The organism is Microbacterium maritypicum (genome assembly GCF_008868125.1).
GTDB lineage: Bacteria > Actinomycetota > Actinomycetes > Actinomycetales > Microbacteriaceae > Microbacterium > Microbacterium maritypicum.
In genome coordinates this window covers 870,133-886,123 of record NZ_WAAQ01000001.1, presented here as the reverse complement: position 1 = coordinate 886,123, position 15,991 = coordinate 870,133, and the positions used below count along the sequence as shown (strand labels likewise).

The 15,991-nt window shown below is 69.0% G+C and carries 19 protein-coding genes; 9 read left to right on the top strand and 10 right to left on the bottom strand.

Annotated features, from left to right (window positions below; all coding sequences use genetic code 11):
- Window positions 1-16 precede the first annotated feature (16 nt).
- Complete coding sequence (locus F6W70_RS04425) at window positions 17-1,651, bottom strand: TIGR04028 family ABC transporter substrate-binding protein (RefSeq protein ID WP_127482717.1); 1,635 nt, start codon at window positions 1,649-1,651, stop codon at window positions 17-19.
- Window positions 1,652-1,800: 149 nt separating this feature from the next.
- Complete coding sequence (locus F6W70_RS04420) at window positions 1,801-3,213, bottom strand: NtaA/DmoA family FMN-dependent monooxygenase (RefSeq protein WP_151486009.1); 1,413 nt, start codon at window positions 3,211-3,213, stop codon at window positions 1,801-1,803.
- A 104-nt stretch (window positions 3,214-3,317) separates the two neighbouring features.
- On the opposite strand from F6W70_RS04420, the gene F6W70_RS04415 reads away from it, so the two are divergent.
- Both F6W70_RS04415 and F6W70_RS04410 read left to right on the top strand, forming a co-directional pair.
- The gene (locus F6W70_RS04415; RefSeq protein WP_151486008.1) at window positions 3,318-4,304 is read left to right on the top strand and encodes a Gfo/Idh/MocA family protein; all 987 of its coding nucleotides are present in this window, start codon (window positions 3,318-3,320) and stop codon (window positions 4,302-4,304) included.
- A 2-nt stretch (window positions 4,305-4,306) separates the two neighbouring features.
- Entirely contained in the window at window positions 4,307-5,305 is a 999-nt protein-coding gene (locus tag F6W70_RS04410; protein ID WP_055873726.1) for an NYN domain-containing protein, read from the top strand.
- Window positions 5,306-5,362: 57 nt separating this feature from the next.
- Here the strand turns inward: F6W70_RS04410 and F6W70_RS04405 are convergent, their stop codons facing one another.
- Together F6W70_RS04405 and F6W70_RS04400 are read right to left on the bottom strand one after the other, a co-directional pair.
- On the bottom strand, window positions 5,363-6,502 hold the full coding sequence (locus F6W70_RS04405) for a Gfo/Idh/MocA family protein (RefSeq protein WP_151486007.1): 1,140 nt from the start codon (window positions 6,500-6,502) through the stop codon (window positions 5,363-5,365).
- Window positions 6,502-7,308, bottom strand: coding sequence for a sugar phosphate isomerase/epimerase family protein (locus F6W70_RS04400; protein WP_151486006.1), 807 nt, complete (start codon window positions 7,306-7,308; stop codon window positions 6,502-6,504). Before F6W70_RS04400 ends, F6W70_RS04405 begins: the two co-directional genes overlap by 1 nt.
- Before the next feature lie 108 nt (window positions 7,309-7,416).
- Between F6W70_RS04400 and F6W70_RS04395 the strand changes: the two genes are divergently transcribed.
- From F6W70_RS04395 to F6W70_RS04385, 3 genes are read left to right on the top strand one after another with little or no spacing between them, the layout of a single operon-like run.
- Window positions 7,417-8,034, top strand: a complete 618-nt coding sequence (locus F6W70_RS04395; RefSeq protein WP_151486005.1) for a TetR/AcrR family transcriptional regulator — start codon at window positions 7,417-7,419, stop codon at window positions 8,032-8,034.
- A gap of 52 nt (window positions 8,035-8,086) precedes the next feature.
- The gene (locus F6W70_RS04390; protein ID WP_055873736.1) at window positions 8,087-8,719 is read left to right on the top strand and encodes a DUF4166 domain-containing protein; all 633 of its coding nucleotides are present in this window, start codon (window positions 8,087-8,089) and stop codon (window positions 8,717-8,719) included.
- Window positions 8,716-9,702: an epimerase gene (locus F6W70_RS04385; protein WP_055864962.1), complete on the top strand. Its 987-nt coding sequence runs from the start codon at window positions 8,716-8,718 to the stop codon at window positions 9,700-9,702. The genes F6W70_RS04390 and F6W70_RS04385 overlap by 4 nt, the downstream gene beginning before the upstream one ends.
- Here F6W70_RS04385 and F6W70_RS04380 read toward each other — a convergent pair.
- The 3 genes from F6W70_RS04380 to F6W70_RS04370 are packed head-to-tail and all read right to left on the bottom strand — an operon-like array spanning window position 9,699 to window position 11,298.
- Window positions 9,699-10,088, bottom strand: coding sequence for a PLDc N-terminal domain-containing protein (locus tag F6W70_RS04380; RefSeq protein ID WP_055864964.1), 390 nt, complete (start codon window positions 10,086-10,088; stop codon window positions 9,699-9,701). The two genes, F6W70_RS04385 and F6W70_RS04380, sit on opposite strands and share 4 nt — an antisense overlap.
- A 38-nt stretch (window positions 10,089-10,126) precedes the next feature.
- Window positions 10,127-11,056 (bottom strand): aldo/keto reductase, encoded by a 930-nt coding sequence (locus tag F6W70_RS04375; RefSeq protein ID WP_055873745.1) that lies wholly within the window; start codon window positions 11,054-11,056, stop codon window positions 10,127-10,129.
- 32 nt (window positions 11,057-11,088) lie between these two features.
- The gene (locus F6W70_RS04370; RefSeq protein ID WP_055864969.1) at window positions 11,089-11,298 is read right to left on the bottom strand and encodes a helix-turn-helix domain-containing protein; all 210 of its coding nucleotides are present in this window, start codon (window positions 11,296-11,298) and stop codon (window positions 11,089-11,091) included.
- 114 nt (window positions 11,299-11,412) lie between these two features.
- On the opposite strand from F6W70_RS04370, the gene F6W70_RS04365 reads away from it, so the two are divergent.
- Genes F6W70_RS04365 through F6W70_RS04355 form a run of 3 tightly spaced genes read left to right on the top strand, consistent with a single transcriptional unit; the run spans window position 11,413 to window position 12,835 of the window.
- On the top strand, window positions 11,413-11,787 hold the full coding sequence (locus F6W70_RS04365; protein ID WP_318278791.1) for a helix-turn-helix domain-containing protein: 375 nt from the start codon (window positions 11,413-11,415) through the stop codon (window positions 11,785-11,787).
- Between the two features lie 47 nt (window positions 11,788-11,834).
- Entirely contained in the window at window positions 11,835-12,224 is a 390-nt protein-coding gene (locus F6W70_RS04360; RefSeq protein WP_055864974.1) for an ImmA/IrrE family metallo-endopeptidase, read from the top strand.
- An 8-nt stretch (window positions 12,225-12,232) separates the two neighbouring features.
- Entirely contained in the window at window positions 12,233-12,835 is a 603-nt protein-coding gene (locus F6W70_RS04355; RefSeq protein ID WP_151486003.1) for a GNAT family N-acetyltransferase, read from the top strand.
- A gap of 42 nt (window positions 12,836-12,877) precedes the next feature.
- Here F6W70_RS04355 and F6W70_RS04350 read toward each other — a convergent pair whose 3' ends face one another.
- The gene (locus tag F6W70_RS04350; protein ID WP_229778819.1) at window positions 12,878-13,105 is read right to left on the bottom strand and encodes a hypothetical protein; all 228 of its coding nucleotides are present in this window, start codon (window positions 13,103-13,105) and stop codon (window positions 12,878-12,880) included.
- A gap of 66 nt (window positions 13,106-13,171) precedes the next feature.
- Between F6W70_RS04350 and F6W70_RS04345 the strand changes: the two genes are divergently transcribed.
- Window positions 13,172-13,783, top strand: a complete 612-nt coding sequence (locus F6W70_RS04345) for a flavodoxin family protein (RefSeq protein ID WP_151486002.1) — start codon at window positions 13,172-13,174, stop codon at window positions 13,781-13,783.
- Window positions 13,784-13,828: 45 nt separating this feature from the next.
- Here the strand turns inward: F6W70_RS04345 and F6W70_RS04340 are convergent, their stop codons facing one another.
- Both F6W70_RS04340 and nrdF read right to left on the bottom strand, forming a co-directional pair.
- On the bottom strand, window positions 13,829-14,869 hold the full coding sequence (locus tag F6W70_RS04340; protein ID WP_151486001.1) for a hypothetical protein: 1,041 nt from the start codon (window positions 14,867-14,869) through the stop codon (window positions 13,829-13,831).
- A 133-nt stretch (window positions 14,870-15,002) separates the two neighbouring features.
- Window positions 15,003-15,980: a class 1b ribonucleoside-diphosphate reductase subunit beta gene (nrdF, locus tag F6W70_RS04335; protein WP_017828866.1), complete on the bottom strand. Its 978-nt coding sequence runs from the start codon at window positions 15,978-15,980 to the stop codon at window positions 15,003-15,005.
- Between the last annotated feature and the right edge of the window lie 11 nt (window positions 15,981-15,991).

The following is a 15,991-nucleotide window of genomic DNA, read 5'->3' as shown; positions in this document are numbered from 1 at the left end:
CGAAGCACCATGCCGATCAGTGCTCGGCGAGCCAGACGCCGGAGAACGTGGGGCGTCCCACCGACTCGAAGGCGACGCCGTGCACGGAGGTCGCGGTGCCGTACACCTGCGGCTCCTCGAACAGCGGGATCACATAGGCCTGCTCGGCGATGTAGTCCTGCACGGCCTGGGACGCGGCGACGCGCGCGTCGGCGTCGGGCTCCGAAGCCACGGCGAGCAGCAGCTCGTCGAGCTTCGCGTCCTTCGAGATCAGCACGTCACGGTTCTTCGTGAAGTACTGGCTCTTGATCACGTCGAGATCCGCCCGGCCGACCATGGAGTGGTAGAAGCCGGTCTTCAGCGGGTCGCGGGTGTCCTCGGCGTAGCTGCCGGCGTCACCGGGCTTGATCGAGAGCTCGACGCCCACCTTCGCGAGCTGCTGCGCGACGAGTTCGAGGGTCTGCTTCGACAGCGGCTGGGGCTTCGCCTCGTACACCGTGATCGAGAGGCGCTCCCCGTCCTTCTCGCGGATGCCGTCGGCGCCGGGCGTCCATCCTGCCTCGTCGAGCAGCTTCTCCGCCTTCTCCGGGTCGTAGGCGTAGTGCTCCGACTCGTCCTTGTAGCCGAGCGCCTGGGACGACAGCACCGAGGTCGCCACCGGGTAGTTCTCCGTGAAGAGGGTGTCGACGACCTCCTGGGCGTTCACCGCGGCGATGAGGGCCTGTCGGACGCGGATGTCGGTGAGCAGCGGATTCTCGGGCCGCAGCGCGATGGAGTTGTTCACGCCGCGGGTCTGCGGGGCGTAGAGCGTGAAGCCGGCGCTCTCGACGCGGTCCTCGTCGAACGCCTGCACGTAGCGGACGTAGTCGGCCTGGCCTGCCAGCAGCGAGCCGATGCGCACCGAGTCCTCGGGGGTGATCAGCACGTGCACGGCGTCGAGGTAGGGGCGGCCGTCGTTGTCGACGCTGTCGGGACCCCAGTCGTAGTCGTCGCGGGCGGTGAGCGTGTACTCGGTGCCGAGCTTCTCGCCCGTGACCGTGAAGGGTCCGGATCCGATGATCTCGGCGGCGTTGCCCGCGCCGAAGTCCTCGATCGTGCCGTCGAGGGTCTCCGGCGACAGCAGACCCGAGTTGATGGTGGAGGTCGCCTGCAGGAACCCGGGCGACGGCGCCGAGAAGCGGAACGTCACGGTGTCCTCGTCGACGACCTCACTGCTGGCGTAGTTGTTGATCGCCTCCGAGACCGTGAGGCCCCGCTCCGCGTCGCCCAGGCCGTAGGTGTCGAAGTTCTTCTTCACGGCCGCGGCATCGAGCACCGTGCCGTCGGAGAACGTGACGTCGGGGTTGAGGTCGAACGTGTACTCGGTGGCGTCATCGTTCACCGTCCAGTCGGAGGCGATCCACGGCTCGATCTCGAGCGTGTCCGGGTTCTGCCAGGTGAGACGGGCCGCGATGTTGTTCACGATGCCGCCGTTCGGGTAGAAGCCGGCCTGCGGCGGGTACAGGTTCGTGTACGCCTGGTGCTCGAGGTAGGTGAGGGTTCCTCCCTCGACGGGGTCACCGCCCTCGGCGGGCGCGTTCGCCGGTGCGGGTGTCGATGCGCAGGCGGCGAGGCCGCCGGCGAGGACGAGCGGCAGCGCGATGGCGGCGACGCGGATGAGACGACGGTTCATGGGTGGGCCCTCCAGGCTTCGGGTGCGGTGCTGCGGGTGCGGTGCTGTGGTGCGGCGCGGTGGTGAGGTGAGGTGGGTCTCACCGTAGGAATCGCGGCTCTTGCGGCGCGAGCCGGCGGACTCCGGATGTCGCGTGGGGAAACGCGTGGTCACGCGTCGACATACGAGGAAATGCGCAGGCGATCGCGGAGCGTCGCTCCCGCGCTCTCGTTTGCACTCCGCAGCAGTCCACGACGGCGCAGTTCGGGGGCGGCCTGGCGTGCGAACGCCTCGAACTGCGCGGGCTGGAAGGCCGACAGCACGTTGAATCCGTCCGCGGCGCCCTCGTCGCGCCAGGTCTCGAAGTGATCCGCGATCGTCCCGGCATCTCCGACGACGAAGGCCGCGGGCACCGCGTGCGCGGCGACGAGGTGCCGCCACGTGAGGGGGTCGTCGCCGGCGGCTCCCGATCCGGAGACGCCCGCTCCGGCCACGCGCAGTCCCGCGATGAGGCCGAGCCGCTCGATCAGCCGGGCGCCGTGTTCCCCCAGTCGCACGGCCTCGGCGGCGGTCACCGGTGCGTCGAAGGCGGCGGAGCGCAGCGGGTCGTCCGCCGGGACATCGAACGCGTCGGCGAGCGCGGCGACGGTGCGGTCGTGCGGGAAAGCCCTCCGTGCGCGCTGGTGCTCGTCGGCGAGGGGCACCAGCGCGAGTAGACGCTCCACGATGCGTCGCGCATCGGCATCCGTGTCCGCGACCACGGGGAGCACCGGGGCGATCACGTTCAGCGCATCGGGAGATCTCCCGGCTTCGGCAGCGATGTCCCGCAGCAGCCGGCGGGTGGCGATCGCATCGCCCAGGGTGGGCGCGGCGATCAGCGCGAGATCGGCCTCGGTGGCCGCGAGCGCTTTCGACCGCGGCGACGTGCCGGCGTGCACGATCGGGATCTGCCCCTGCGGTGGGCGGGCGACGTTGAGCGGACCGGCGACCTGCACGTGCGCGCCTCGCAGGTCGGCGGCATGGAGCTCTTCCGGGTCGATCAGCACGCCGCGTTCGGCATCCGCGATCCACGCATCCTCTCCCCACGAACCCCACAGCCGCCGCAGCGCCTCCACGAACTCCTCCGCCCGGTCGTAGCGGGTCTCGTTGTCGGCGTGCGCGTCGCGACCGTGGTTGCCCGCGGCTCGCGGTTCGGCCCCCGTGACGAGGTTTATGCCGGCCCGACCGCGGGTGAGCACGTCGAGCGAGGCCAGCGAGCGCGCGGTCGTGTACGGGTCGGCGTAGGTCGTGTTCACCGTGGCGATCAGACCGATCCGCGACGTCACACCGGCGAGGAAGAGCACGGCACTCACGGGGTCGATGCGGGCGAGCAGGTACGGGTCGCGGAATTCCAGATCCGGCCCCGTCGCGAGCCAGTCGCCGAAGAAGAGGTAGTCGAGACCAGCGTCCTCCCCCTCGCGGGCGATGCGGCGCAGGATGTCGGCGTCGGTCGCGGGGTCGCGGTGCGCACCGGGCTGACGCCAGCCCGAGGGGTACGCGCCCAGGGTGCGCACCATGGCGCCGATGATGAGGGGTTCGGTCATGCCGTCACGGTAGGAGCCCTCGGCTGCCGCTGCCACGGGGCCGATGCCGGGCGTCACGGGATGTAACAGTCCGTCACGGCCGGAGCACCCCCTACGCTGAGACCATGACAGGTCTTCGGTGGGGAATCCTCGCGACCGGCGGTATCGCCGGCGCATTCGCGTCCGATCTGCGAACTGCGGGGCTCGACCTCGTGGCCGTCGGATCCCGCTCACAGGAGTCGGCAGACGCGTTCGCCGCCCGCTTCGACATCCCCCACGCGCACGCCTCGTACGAGGCCCTGGTGGCCGACCCCGACATCGACATCGTCTACGTGTCGACGCCGCACCCGATGCACCATGAGAACGCCCGGCTCGCGCTCGAGAACGGCAAGCACGTGCTCGCCGAGAAGGCGTTCACGCTGAATCGGGCAGAGGCGGAAGACCTGCAGGCGCTCGCGGCCGAGCGCGGCCTGCTGGTCATGGAGGCGATGTGGACGCGGTACCTGCCGCACATGGTCCGCATCCGCGAGCTCATCGCCGACGGCGCCCTCGGCGAGATCCGCGCGGTGAGCGCCGACCACACGCAGCTGCTCCCCTCCGACCCCGCGCACCGGCTCAACGCCCTCGAACTCGGCGGCGGTGCCCTGCTCGACCTCGGCATCTACCCGATCTCTTTCATCTGGGACATCCTCGGCGCACCGACCACCATCCACGCCGTCGGTCGACTCGTGGAGACCGGAGCGGACTCCGAGGTCGCGACCGTGATGACGCACGAGGGAGGAGCAGTCTCGACCAGCCTCTCGTCGTCGCGCGCCGCAGGACCCAACGTGGCGAGCATCATCGGCACGGCCGGCCGCATCGACATCGACACCGTCTGGTACAGCCCCACCACCTTCCGTCTGGTCCTGCCGGACGGCACGGTGCAGGAGAGCTACACCTCAGAGGTCGACGGTCGTGGCATGCAGTTTCAGGCGCTCGCCGCCGAACGGCTGGTGCGCGACGGCATCCTCGAGGGCGACATCCTGCCGATCGCCGAGAGCGTCGCGATCATGGGCACCCTCGATGAGATCAGAGCGCAGATCGGCGTCCGCTATCCCCGTGAGGAGGTCTGATCATGGCTGAGGCCACCGATGCCCGCGTCGCCGTCTATCTCGACTTCGACAACATCGTCATCTCCTGGTACGACCGCGTCCACGGACGCAACGCCTACGGCAAGGACCGCCAGCGGATCAGCGAGAACCCGAACGATCCGGAGGTCACCGACCGGCTGAGCCGCGCGATGATCGAGGTCGGCGCCATCATCGACTACGCCGCCTCCTTCGGCACACTGGTGCTCACCCGGGCCTACGCCGACTGGTCCTCCCCGGTGAACGCCGAGTACCGCTCACAGCTCGTGGCCCGTGCGGTCGACCTCGTGCAGCTGTTCCCGGCGGCCGCCTACGCGAAGAACGGTGCCGACATCCGCCTCGCCGTCGACGCGGTCGAGGACATGTTCCGACTCCCCGATCTCACGCATGTCGTGATCGTGGCCGGCGACAGCGACTACGTGCCGCTGGCCCAGCGCTGCAAGCGGCTCGGTCGCTACGTGATCGGCGTCGGGGTGTCGGGTTCCACCGCGAAGTCTCTGGCCGCAGCGTGCGACGAGTTCGAGTCGTACGACTCGCTGCCCGGCGTCGTCCGCCCGGTGAAGGCCGCACCGGTCGCCGCCGCGAAGACCCAGGCCGTGGTGGAGCCGCCTGCCCCGGTCGCCGACGCCGTCGCCGAAACCGCTGCGGGGACCGCTTCGAAGCCGAAGACCGCTTCCAAGCGCACGCGCTCCAAGCCCGCGCCCAAGGTGGAAGAGCCCCGGGTCGAGGACAAGGTCGATGACCAGGAGGTGGCGACGCAGTTGCTGGAGCGCGCGCTGCGCCTCGGTCACGACAAGGCCGACGCCGACGAGTGGCTGCACAGCTCCGCCGTCAAGACGCACATGCGCCGCATGGACCCCTCGTTCAGCGAGAAGGCCCTCGGCTACCGCTCGTTCTCCGACTTCCTGAAGTCGCGCGACGACATCGCCGAGCTCGAGGAGACCGGGCACGAGCGGCTGGTCCGCTTGCGCGAGCCCGCCGCCTGATCAACGCCGTGGCGGCGAAGGCGCGTTGATCCGCGTCTCCGCCGCCACGAGGCCCTGTCAGAGGGTGGCCTCGAACGGGTCGAAGTCACCGGCGATGGAGCCGACCTGATCGAGCGTGCTCTCGACCTCGACGAAGCGGCGCGATTCCGCGGCCTCCTCGATCGAGAGCAGCGTGTCGAGCACGTGGTAGCCGAACTCTCCCGTGGCCACGTGCGGACGGTCGGCGGCGATCGCGCGCGCCATGTCGAGCAGTCCCACGCCGCGACCGGAGAGCACGCCCTCCTGCTCGACGTCGATGACCTCCTGCTCGATCGGCTCCGGCGGGATGAACAGGCGCGTGAGCGGTCGGGTGATCGAGATCGCGCCGCCGAATGTGTTCGGGTCCGGGATCACGATGGTGCCCTCGGTGCCGGTGATCTCGACGATCCCCTGCCGGATGACGGGCGAATCGGTGCTGTAGACGCTCTGCGCCTGGCCGCCCTGCTCGAAGTCCATCAGCACGCTCAGCGTCGAGGGGATCTCGACCGGGAACTCCTGACCGGCCAGCTCGCCGACCTGCACGCGACGGGTGGGCGTGCCCTGCAGCCCGAGTGCGGCCACCGAGGCGACCGGACCGAAGACGTGCACGAGGGCCGACACGTAGTAGGGACCCATGTCGAGCAGGGGGCCCGCTCCCTTGGCGTACAGGAACGCGGGATTCGGGTGGAAGATCTCCGGCCCCGACCACTGGAACGTGGTCTGCGCGAACAGCGGACGACCGATGTCGCCGCGCGCGATGGCACGCTTCGCCGTCTGCACGCCGGGTCCGAGCACGGTGTCGGGGGCGACGCCGACACGGAGACCGGCGGCATCCGCCTTCTCGAGCAGTCGACGGGACTCCTCGCGGTCGACGCCGATCGGCTTCTCGGTCCACACGTGCTTGCCCGCCGCGATGATCGCCTCGGAGACCTCGACGTGCACGGCCGGGATGGTGAGGTTCACGACGATGTCGATCTCCGGGTCGCCGAGAACCGTGTCCACGCCGCCGGAGCGCGGGACGCCGTACTTCTCGGCCTGCGCCTTGGCACGCTCCTCGAGGAGGTCGCCGATCGCGAGGACGCGCACGTCGGGGAACGTGGTGAGGTTCGACAGGTACTGGTCGCTGATGTTCCCGGCGCCGATGATGCCGACGCCGACGGGTCCTGCACCGATCGCCATCAGCCGGCGACCTTCTCGTCGAGGTAGACCCGGCTGCGCTCGATGGCGTCGAACAGGTCGCCCTCGTAGTGGTCGAACTCCACGATCGCGAGTTCGAGCGCGGGGGCCGCAGCGATGGCCTCGACGAGCGGCACCGAGCCGTCTCCTGCCGTCACCTGGTCTGCGGGCGGGTAGGCACCGGCGAGTGCGGGGTCGAGAGTGCCGTCCTTCGCGTGCACGGCGATCACGCGGCTGCCCAGACGTCCGAGCAGCGCGACGGGGTCGACGCCGCCACGAGCCACCCAGTACAGGTCGACCTCGAGCACGACGCGCTCGTCGAGGAGACCGGCGAGGATCTCGAGTCCGGTGACGCCGTCGAACACGGCCTCCAGCTCGTGCGCGTGGTTGTGATATCCGACGCGCACGCCGACGCCGGCCCCGACCTCGGCGGCCTCGTTCAGCAGCCGCGCGGTCTCCTCGATCTGCTCGACCGACTCCCAGCGCGCGGGCTCCGTGTAGGGGTCGATGACGGTGTCCATGCCCAGCACCTTCGCCGCGGCGAAGACCTCGGCCGGGGTCGGCACGGGCACCGTGGTGCCGCTGCCGTCTGGGTTCACGAACGACGAAGACGCCAGGAAGGCGTGGCCGGAAGGGGCGACCAGACCGGCGGCGGTCAGCGCCGCGGCGAGGGGCTCGGCGCGGCGGACGAAGTCGTAGGGCTCGACCGCAGTGAAGCCACGGGCGGCCACCGCCGCGAGGGAGGATTCGAGGTCGGCCTCCAGCTCGTCCTTGATCGTGAACAGCTGCAGGGAAGTCCGAATCGTCATCGGTCGTGCTCCTTCGGTCATCGGTGACGTGGCGGGACCGCTGTCCCGTGCAGGCACGCTACCACCAAATACCTCCATGCGGAAGTTTTGGTTCGCTAGACTCCCCTCATGCCCGTCGACACGTCCGAGCCCGCCGAGCCGTCACGACAGCGCGGCACCTACGCCAAGGGGATCGCTCGACGACAGGAGATCCTCGATCGCGCCATCGAGGTGTTCGCCGAGCGCGGCGCCGATCGCACGAGCCTGCGGGCGATCGCCCGCGAGGTGGGCGTCACCCACGCGGCTCTCACCCACTACTTCGGCTCCTTGGAAGAGCTTCTCGTGGCCGTCTACGAGGAGAGCACGGTGCCGGCCCGACAGCCCAGCGCGCCCGCGGTGGATGCGACGCCGGTGGAGATGATGATCGAGTCCGCGCGCATCAACCGCGCGATCCCCGGACTTGTGCAGCTGTACTCGACCCTCGTCGCCACGGCGCTCGAGGAAGGGCACCCGGCGGCGCGCACGTTCGCGACCGGTCGGTTCACCCGCCTCCGCGCCCGACTCGCCGACATCGTCCGGCATCAGCAGGACGAGGGCAGGATCCGCGACGACATCGATCCCGACGCGGTCGCCGCCCTCGTCGTGGCGGCCTCCGACGGCCTCCAGACGCAATGGCTGCTTGACGAGACCGCCCCTCAGCACGAGGCGCTCGCCCTCCTCGACCGGCTGCTGCGACCCGCCTCCTGAGGGCTCCGCCGGCGCGGAGGAGAGGCGCCGACGACAGGGCTAGGCTCGAAGAGTGACGCCCCCGCCGCAGTCCCCGTACGCCAGGGCGCTGGGCGAGCGCATCGATGACCTGCACCCCCGGCTGCGCGCGTACTTCGAGGCGATCCCCGATGGCGCAGTGGGCATCGGCGAGGGCGTGTTCCAGCGCGTCGGCACCCCGCGACGATGGTTGTGGCCGTTCCTCCGTCTCCTCGAGCGCCGGGGCGTGGTCGCCGCGGTCTGGGAGAGTGACGTGCCGTTCCGCGTGGAGAACCGCACGATCGCCTCCAGGGCCATCGGCGAACGCACCTTCCACTTCGACCGCGGACCGTGGACCATGCGCGATGCGGCGGCGCTCACACGACACGGCCGCGTCGTCGACGAGCTGGGCGAGCCGGGCCTGGTCGCCGCGTGCTTCGACGTCGAGGTGCACCAGGGCGCGCTGCACCTCGTCAGCCGCGCGGTCGGCCTGCGCCTCGGACGCCTCCGGATGCGCATCCCCGCGCCCATCGCTCCCCTCATCCGCCTCACCGAGCGCTTCGACGATGCCCTCGATCGGCAGCGCATGGCCCTGACCGTCGACGCGCCGTTCCTCGGCCGCGTGTACGAGTACCGGGGCGACTTCACCTATCGCATCCACCATTCCGAGAAGGAGCAGACCACATGAGCGCAGGACGGGTCGTCATCGGCGGATCCACCGGATTCATGGGCCGCTTCCTCCTGCCGAGATTCCGCGCCGAGGGTCGCGAGGTCGTCACGATCTCCCGTTCGGGTGCCGACATCCGCTGGGGCGATCAGGTCGAGATCGACCGCGCCGTCGACGGTGCGGCCCTCGTGATCGGCCTCGCCGGCAAGAGCGTCAACTGCCGTTACACGCCGGAGAACCGCGCCGAGATCTTCCGCTCCCGCCTCGACACCACGGCGTCGCTGAGCACCGCGATCCGGCGCGCGTCGGCCCCTCCGGCGCTCTGGGTGAACTCCTCGACGGCGACCATCTACCGTCACGCCGAAGACCGCCCGATGACCGAGTCGACCGGAGAGATCGGCACCGGGTTCTCGGTCGAGGTCGCGAAGGCATGGGAGAAGGCACTGTTCGCCGACGAGCTGCCCTCCACCCGCCGCGTCGCCCTGCGCAGCACGATCGTCCTCGGCCACGGGGGCGTGCTCGGTCCCGTGGAGAAGCTCGCGCGGTTCGGGCTCGGCGGGTCGCAGTACGACGGACGCTGGCCGATCAGCGCGGCACGACGGGCGGCAGGAACCGGTCATCTCCCCGGTGCGCGTCGGGGCCGCCAGCGCTTCAGCTGGGTGCACATCGAAGACGTCGCCCGCATCATCGAGTTCCTCGAGCAGACTCCGTCGCTGGACGGTCCGGTCAACGCCGCGTCGCCGCACCCCGTCGACAACGCCGAGTTCATGGCGACGGTGCGCCGCGTCCTGGGCGTGCGTGTCGGTGTGCCGATGCCGCGATGGATGCTGGAGCTCGGAGCGATCGGCATGCGCACCGAGACCGAGCTGATCCTGAAGAGCCGGTGGGTGCTGCCGGAGAAGCTCGCCGCGGCCGGGTTCGAGTTCCGGTACCCGACGCTCGAAGACGCGATCCGCGAGTCGTTCGACCGCTCGCAGGTCGCTGAGGCCGAGTCCGTCGCCTAGGCGGTGCCCGCAGGTCCGGTCGACCCCTCGCCGTCGGTCCCGCGGTTCTTCTCGATCTCCTGGCGCAGCCGCCACTCCTCGATCTCTCGGTCGAGGTCGGCGATCTGCTGCTCGGTCGTCCTGGTGTCCCTCGGCGGTGCCGGACGCACGTCGGTCGGCGCCGCAGGGCGTTCCGCTCTGCGCATCCGCGGCATCTGGATGCCGGACTCGCCGTACTCGCGACCGAGCCCGAACCACAGCAGCCCGCCGATCAACGGCAGCAGGATGACGATGATGATCCATGCCAGCTTGGGCAGGAACTTCACCAGCGAGCTGTCCCGCGTGATGATGTCGATCAGCGCGCCGATCATCAGGGCGATGACGAGGAGCGAGAACAGGAACGCCATGGATTCAGGGTAGACGACGCCGCGGCATACCGCTCGGGCTACGGAAGCAGGTGACCGCCGGCGCGGAACAGCTCGTACCACTCGGGGCGGGTGAGCTCGATGTCGGCGCCGGCCGCCGCGTCCTGCACCCGCTGCGGCGTCGTGGTGCCGAGGACGACCTGCATGCCCGCGGGGTGGCGGGTGATCCAGGCGGTCGCGATGGCGATGGGTGTCACGTCGTGCGCCGCCGCGAGGCGATCGATCACGGCGTTCAGCTCTGCGTACTCGGGATTGCCGAGGAAGACGCCGTGGGAGAAGCCGTCCTGGAACGGCGACCAGGCCTGGATCGTGATGCCGTTGATCCGGCAGTACTCCACGATGCCGCCGCCGTCGCGCACGACGCTCTGCGCGTGCCCGGCCATGTTGGCCGCGACCGGCTGCGCGATGATCGGCGCGTGCGTGATCGACAGCTGCAGCTGATTCGCGACCAACGGCTGCCGGACCGCCGTGCGGAGGAGGTCGATCTGGCGCGGCGTGTGGTTGGAGACGCCGAACGCCTTCACCTTTCCCGCGCTCTCCAGATCGTCGAAGGCGCGAGCGACCTCCTCGGGCTCGACGAGGGCGTCGGGGCGGTGGAGCAGGAGCACGTCGAGGCGGTCGGTCCGCAGGGCTGCGAGCGATCCCTCGACCTGCGCCACGATGTGCGCGTACGAGAAGTCGAACATCCCCTGCGACGGCACGATGCCGCACTTCGTCTGGAGGACGATCTCGTCGCGCTCGGAAGAGGTGAGCTGCAGCGCATCGGCGAACCGCGCCTCGCAGTGATGCATGCTCCCGCCGTAGATGTCGGCGTGGTCGAAGAAGTCGATACCGGCGGTGCGGGCGGTTTCGTACAGCGTGCGGATGTGAGCGTCGTCCTTGTCGTCGATGCGCATCATTCCGGCGATGACGGCGGGGGCGGTGGCTGATCCGAACGACACTGTCTTCATGCGCACAACGCTACCCTCCGGCGCCGACGTCGTCAGGAGTCGTCGGGCGCCGCACCGGGGAGCAGAGCGGTGACAGGAACGCCGAGGACCTCGGCGATGCGCGCGAGGTCGACGACCGTGAAGTCGTCGATGCCGTCGAGCAGATTTCCCAGGGCGTCGGGCCCGATACCCGAGCGCTCGGACAGCTCGGAGAAGGACACCCCCGCGTGGAACCGCGCCCCGTCGACCTCAGATGCCAGCAAATGACGTAATTCTGCCCCATCTGCCTACACTAGCGCCACGAATAGACGCGCATGGGGCTCGAATGAGCCAGAATAGCGGCATTCTGGAGTCGCCACGCTGCTATGGTGAGCCAGGTGAAGACACCTGCCGAGGAGTTCAACGACGCTGTCGGTCGCCAGATGCGCGCGGAGATCGCCGCGTCACGGAGCAGCATCGCAGCGATGGCGCGCAGCATCGGGATCGCCCGGAGCGCTCTCGACAACTACGTGACGGGCAAGCGCGCGATCCCGGTCCCCGTCGTCTACGCGGTCTGCGCCGACCTCGGCGTCGAGCCCCACGTGCTCTTCTCCCGCGCAGAAGAGCGGCTGCGCGCAGACGGCGATGCCACCGCGCGCATCACGCCGATCCGCCGCGCACCCGATGTCGCCGGCCCGCGCGAAGATACCCGAGAGGTCGCCTTCGAATCCGGCGTCAGGCACGATGCCGACACCGACGACCTCTACGAATAGGCCGGGCTTCCGCCCCGGAGCGAGAGACCGGCACGAGGAGGGGGACCATGCAGCACCTTCTCCGCCTCGCCGACGAGCAGGGGGTGCGCGTCGTCGAACGGGTCGGCCGCACGCGCGGGGGCTATGACCCCGTGACGCGCACGATCCGCCTCAGCCCCGGGATGAGCGCGCGCACGACTCGCAGCGTCCTCGCCCACGAACTCGGTCACGCCTGCCTCGGCCATCTTCCCGCGCCCACCCCCGCCATCCGTGCGCTTCAGGAGCGCCAGGCAGACGAATGGGCGGCATCCCGGTTGATCACCCCGCGCGCCTACGCCGAGGCGGAGGAGGTTCGGGGACCGCATCTGGCGAGCCTCGCCTTCGAGATGGATGTCACGATCGAGCTGGTCGTGGCCTACCAGCGCCTGTTGCGTCAGACGCTGCTCGTCGCTGGTTGAATATCGACATGGCCTTCCTCGTCACGCCCTCCCCCGTCACCCTCACCGGCCGACTCGTCGAACTGCGCCCTCTCGATCGCTCGCACATCGAGGGACTGATCGAGGCCGTACAGGAGGACGACCTGTGGAAGACGGCGTGGTACACCTCGGTGCCCTCACCGGACGGGGTGGCGGCAGAGGTCGAGCGACGGATCGGACTCATCGAGAAGGGCGAGATGGTCCCGTTCACGACCTTCGACGCGTCCGGCCGCATCCTGGGACTCACGTCGTACTACGACATCGTCGCCGACGTGCCTCGTCTGCACATCGGCTTCACCTGGAACCGCCCCTCCGCGCACGGCACCGGTACCAACGCCGAATCCAAGCTCCTGCTGCTGCGGCATGCGTTCGAGACGCTCGGAGTGTTCCGAGTCGGCCTGACGACGCAGTGGGTGAACTTCCAATCGCGCGCGGCGATCGAGCGCCTCGGGGCCAAGCAGGACGGCGTGATGCGGGCGATGAGCCGGTACCGCAACGGCGCGCTGCGCGACAGCGTGGAGTACTCGATCATCGAGCCGGAGTGGCCCGCAGTCAGGGCGAACCTCGAAGCGCGGCTCGCCAGACGACGGTGAGCGGTCAGACGCGCCGCGGCGCGACGCGCAGACCGCGATGAGTCACTCGGCGGCCTTGCCCGACCAGTTGTTCGACCGACGGGTGGCGGTGCCGCCCTGGCGGAGGAGGAAGGCCATGGCCAGCGTGACCAGAAGGAGCCCCCCGCAGAATGCGATCGCCTGGAACGCGGGCAGCCCGAACGAGATGCCCATCAGCAGGATCCCTCCGATGAAGAGGATCATGAAGAAGAGGAAGCTGAGGATCACGGGATCTCCTGTCGTCGGTGCCATCTACCAGGATAGCCCGGACTCGGAAACCCCCTGTGCACGTTCGTCGTCGTCTGGTCTGCTCTGAGCATGAAGACACCACTCACCGCTGTCGCCGTGTCGTGCACGTTGAAGCCGTCACCCGCAGCCTCCAGCTCCGATCTCCTCGCGACGCAGCTGCTCGAAGCCCTCTCCGCGCACGGCGTCACCGGAGACCTGGTCCGCGCCGTGGATCTCTCCCTCAACCCCGGAGTCGAGAAGGACATGGGCGGCGACGACGAGTGGCCGCGCATCCGTGAGCAGGTGCTGGACGCCGACATCCTCATCTTCGTCACCCCCACCTGGATGGGGCAGCATTCGAGCGTCGCGCAACGTGTGCTCGAACGCCTCGATGCAGAACTCGGCGAGACGGATACTGACGGACGACCCACGCTGTTCGACAAGGTGGCCATCGCGGGCATCGTCGGCAACGAAGACGGGGCCCATCACATCGCCGCGATCCTCTTCCAGTCGCTGAACGACGTCGGCTTCACGGTTCCCGCCCAGAGCTCGGTCTACTGGAACGGCGAGGCGATGCACACCACCGACTACAAGGATCTCGACGAGACACCCGAGAAGGTCGCCTCCGCGATCGAGACGGCCGCGAGGAACGCCGCGCACCTGGCGCGGCTGCTCGCGGCGCAGCAATACCCGGCGGAGTGACCTGGGGCAACGGCTCGAGGTCGAGCGCCGGCCGCCGACATCCGGTCAGTGCGCAGGGGCGCGCGAGGCAGGCTCCGAGCGCCCGCGGAAGGTGATGACCTCGCCCCTGCGCGCTTTCTCGAGCGTGAATCCTGCGAGCTCCAGACGTCGATAGACCCGGCGGGGCAGGGCGGGAAGCTCAGCGGAGAAGCCGCGGGGCGGTTTGGCGAGCCCGGCGAAGAGCGACAGATCGGCACCGGCGCCGCGCACCTCGATGCGCGCGTAGTCGCTGCGGCACCGCCAGCGCAGGAACTCGAGCTCCCGGAACGGGATCCTGTGCAGCTCGTCCCCCACTCCCACACGCAGCTCGTCGTTCCCGAAGGCGACCGTGCAGGGCACTGTTCGCCGACGCAGGATCGCCGTGAACACGAGATACACCGGAAGCGCGACCGTGATGCCCAGGAAGAGGATCATCATCCGAGGCCCCATCCGCATCACGATGTCGTCGAGCGCGATCACGAGTGCGACACCGAGCAGCCCGCCGACCACAGTGATCCCGACGATCGCCTGCGTGAGGGTGCGCAGCCGCAGCTCGACGGCGGGGAAGCGCACGATCGACCCGTCGCCGCTCTCCTCCCGTTCCCACTCCGGTGCCACCGGCGACGGCCTCTTCTTCGCGTCTCTGCGCCCGAAGAGATCCGTGACCCGAGAGATGAGCGCGAGCCAGATCCAGCCGGTCGCCGGGATGGCCGCGAGTTGCAGCACCACGGCGATGCCGCGCACCTCGTCGGGGAACGGCTCGATCAGGTCTCCCCCGAACTCGACCACGAAGGCCAGGACGGCTCCGAGCACGATGGCGACGCCGAGATGCAGAATCGCGCCGTTGCGAGTCGGCACCATGCCCAGGGTCGCGTTCACGAACGCGAAGCCGAAGCACCAGCCCCCGACCAGCATGAGCAGGAACGGGAAGATGCTCAGGTCGTCGCCGAGGAGCGTGAAACCGATGGCCGCGAGCAGCAGCACCGTGCCCACGACCAGTGGGGTGCGCACGAGCGTCCGCGTCACCTTCACGCGAACGCGCGCTTCGGCGGCGGTCTCCTCGGTCATCGGGATGATTCTAGGTCCGGGCGGGGTGGCCACGCGCTCCGGGAGACAAATGCAGGCCCCGGCCGGCCGCTCGTGGTGAGCAGCCGGCCGGAGCCTTTGATACGTCAGCGAATCCGGTGCCGACGCGACGGACTCAGAAGTCCCAGTCGTCGTCTTCTGTGGCCTCGGCCTTGCCGATCACGTACGACGAGCCCGACCCCGAGAAGAAGTCGTGGTTCTCGTCGGCGTTCGGCGAGAGCGCCGACAGGATCGCCGGGTTCACGTTCGTGACGCTGGAGGGGAACATCGCCTCGTAGCCCAGGTTCATGAGGGCCTTGTTGGCGTTGTAGTGCAGGAACTTCTTGACGTCTTCGGTCAGACCGACGCCGTCGTAGAGGTCCTGCGTGTACTGCACCTCGTTGTCGTAGAGCTCGTACATGAGCGAGAACGTGTAGTCCTTGAGCTCATCGCGGCGCTCCTGGGTCTCGTTCTCGAGCCCCTTCTGGAACTTGTAGCCGATGTAGTACCCGTGCACGGCCTCGTCACGGATGATGAGGCGGATCAGGTCGGCCGTGTTCGTCAGCTTCGCCTTCGAGGACCAGTAGATCGGCAGGTAGAAGCCCGAATAGAACAGGAAGGACTCCAGCAGGGTGGAGGCCACCTTGCGCTTGAGCGGGTCGTCGCCCTGGTAGTAGTCCATGATGATCTGAGCCTTCTTCTGAAGGTTCGGGTTCTCGGTGGACCAGCGGAACGCCTCGTCGATCTCCTTCGTCGACGCGAGCGTCGAGAAGATCGAGGAGTAGCTCTTCGCGTGCACCGACTCCATGAACGCGATGTTCGTGTAGACGGCCTCTTCGTGAGGCGTGATCGCGTCGGGGATCAGCGACACCGCGCCCACGGTGCCCTGGATCGTGTCGAGCAGCGTGAGACCGGTGAACACCCGCATGGTGAGCAGCTGCTCGTCGGGGGTGAGCGTGTTCCACGACTGCACGTCGTTCGACAGCGGCACCTTCTCGGGCAGCCAGAAGTTGTTCACCAGACGGTTCCAGACCTCGAGGTCTTTGTCGTCCTGGATGCGGTTCCAGTTGATCGCCTGCACGCTGGAGACCAGCTTGAGTCTTTCGGGAGTCATTTTCTTCGTCG

What these genes read in the sequence shown, in the direction of transcription:
- F6W70_RS04385 (WP_055864962.1), top strand. Translation starts at nt 8,716, where the DNA reads ATGAGCGCAGGACGGGTCGTCATCGGCGGATCCACCGGATTCATGGGC.
- F6W70_RS04380 (WP_055864964.1), bottom strand. Translation starts at nt 10,088, where the DNA reads ATGGCGTTCCTGTTCTCGCTCCTCGTCATCGCCCTGATGATCGGCGCG.
- F6W70_RS04355 (WP_151486003.1), top strand. Translation starts at nt 12,233, where the DNA reads ATGGCCTTCCTCGTCACGCCCTCCCCCGTCACCCTCACCGGCCGACTC.
- F6W70_RS04415 (WP_151486008.1), top strand. Translation starts at nt 3,318, where the DNA reads ATGACAGGTCTTCGGTGGGGAATCCTCGCGACCGGCGGTATCGCCGGC.
- nrdF (WP_017828866.1), bottom strand. Translation starts at nt 15,980, where the DNA reads ATGACTCCCGAAAGACTCAAGCTGGTCTCCAGCGTGCAGGCGATCAAC.
- F6W70_RS04395 (WP_151486005.1), top strand. Translation starts at nt 7,417, where the DNA reads ATGCCCGTCGACACGTCCGAGCCCGCCGAGCCGTCACGACAGCGCGGC.
- F6W70_RS04360 (WP_055864974.1), top strand. Translation starts at nt 11,835, where the DNA reads ATGCAGCACCTTCTCCGCCTCGCCGACGAGCAGGGGGTGCGCGTCGTC.
- F6W70_RS04375 (WP_055873745.1), bottom strand. Translation starts at nt 11,056, where the DNA reads ATGAAGACAGTGTCGTTCGGATCAGCCACCGCCCCCGCCGTCATCGCC.
- F6W70_RS04340 (WP_151486001.1), bottom strand. Translation starts at nt 14,869, where the DNA reads ATGACCGAGGAGACCGCCGCCGAAGCGCGCGTTCGCGTGAAGGTGACG.
- F6W70_RS04345 (WP_151486002.1), top strand. Translation starts at nt 13,172, where the DNA reads ATGAAGACACCACTCACCGCTGTCGCCGTGTCGTGCACGTTGAAGCCG.
- F6W70_RS04405 (WP_151486007.1), bottom strand. Translation starts at nt 6,502, where the DNA reads ATGGCGATCGGTGCAGGACCCGTCGGCGTCGGCATCATCGGCGCCGGG.
- F6W70_RS04410 (WP_055873726.1), top strand. Translation starts at nt 4,307, where the DNA reads ATGGCTGAGGCCACCGATGCCCGCGTCGCCGTCTATCTCGACTTCGAC.
- F6W70_RS04350 (WP_229778819.1), bottom strand. Translation starts at nt 13,105, where the DNA reads ATGGCACCGACGACAGGAGATCCCGTGATCCTCAGCTTCCTCTTCTTC.
- F6W70_RS04425 (WP_127482717.1), bottom strand. Translation starts at nt 1,651, where the DNA reads ATGAACCGTCGTCTCATCCGCGTCGCCGCCATCGCGCTGCCGCTCGTC.
- F6W70_RS04400 (WP_151486006.1), bottom strand. Translation starts at nt 7,308, where the DNA reads ATGACGATTCGGACTTCCCTGCAGCTGTTCACGATCAAGGACGAGCTG.
- F6W70_RS04420 (WP_151486009.1), bottom strand. Translation starts at nt 3,213, where the DNA reads ATGACCGAACCCCTCATCATCGGCGCCATGGTGCGCACCCTGGGCGCG.